This is a genomic window from Zobellia sp. 1_MG-2023 (genome assembly GCF_030549125.1).
GTDB classification, from domain to species: Bacteria; Bacteroidota; Bacteroidia; order Flavobacteriales; family Flavobacteriaceae; genus Zobellia; species Zobellia russellii.
This window is the reverse complement of record NZ_JAUOSY010000026.1, coordinates 1-1,187: the sequence shown is the minus strand read 5'-3', so window position 1 is coordinate 1,187 and position 1,187 is coordinate 1. Positions and strand designations below refer to the sequence as shown.

Annotated in this window: 1 protein-coding gene; it reads left to right on the top strand. The window is 61.2% G+C overall.

Annotated features, from left to right (window positions below; all coding sequences use genetic code 11):
- Positions 1-1,187: Ig-like domain-containing protein (locus Q4597_RS19680; RefSeq protein ID WP_303407805.1), on the top strand; the 1,187-nt coding region annotated here is incomplete at both ends.

Here is a 1,187-nt window from a genome sequence, read left to right as displayed (position 1 = left end):
TGTATCGCGGTAGGGCTGGGCACGGCGGAGGTTACCGTAACCTCCGTTTCCAATCCCGATGCCAGCGATACGGTCACCGTAGAGGTGATCCCCCCGGACAGGGTACCGGTAACGGGCATTTCCGTTTCACAGGCGGACCCCGGTGCCACGGGAGCGCAGCGCCAACTGGCGGCAACGGTCCTTCCCGAGAACGCAACGGACCCAAGTGTGACCTGGTCCTCCAGTGACGATGCGATAGCGACCGTGGACGAAAACGGTCTTTTGACCGGTCTTTCCGCGGGAACGGTCACGATAACGGCCACCTCGGTCTCCGACCCGGAGGTCAGCGGAAGCGTCCTTGTCGAGATCACGGGGGTATCGCTACAATCGGCGAACGATATAGAGGCCTTCGCGCTGAACGGCCAGATAGAGACGGCAACCATAGATACGCAGGCCCATACCGTTTCGGTGACCGTTCCCGAGGGCACGCCGCTGAACGTGGCCCCCGTACTGTTGATAGTCTCGGAAGGCGCCACCCTGGCACCCGCCCTCTTGCAGGTACGCGATTTCACTTCCCCTGTGGAATATACCGTCACATCGGGCAACGGTACCGGGCAGGTCTGGACGGTAACGGCCAAGGTACTGGTACTGCCCGTTGCGGGGGATACCGATATCACGGCCTTCGGACTTCCGGGCCAGAACGGTTCCGACATCGATACCGGGAACCATACGATAACCGTCAACGTACCCGACGGAACCGACCTTAATATAGCCCCGGAAATACTTGAGGTCTCCCCAGGGGCCACCGTGGCACCGGCCATCGGCCAGGTCCGGGACTTCTCCGGGGCCGTTGCCTATACGGTGACCCCCGAGACGGGAACGCCGCAGGTATGGACGGTGAACGTGACCGTATCCCAGCCCACGGGCAGTGGGGAGAACGCCATAACGGCATTCGAACTTCCCGGCCAGACAGGCGCGGACATAAACGCTACCACATTTACCATCAACGTTACGGTACCCGATGGTACCGACTTGACCGGTGCCCCTTCGGTACTGGACATATCGGCGGACGCCACGGTATCCCCGGCAAGGACCGTCGTTCAGGATTTTTCCGGTGCCGTTACCTATACGGTCACAGCGGAAAATGGCGATACACAGGAGTGGACGGTCAATACCACCGTATTGCCGCCTACGGGGAGCGGGGCCAA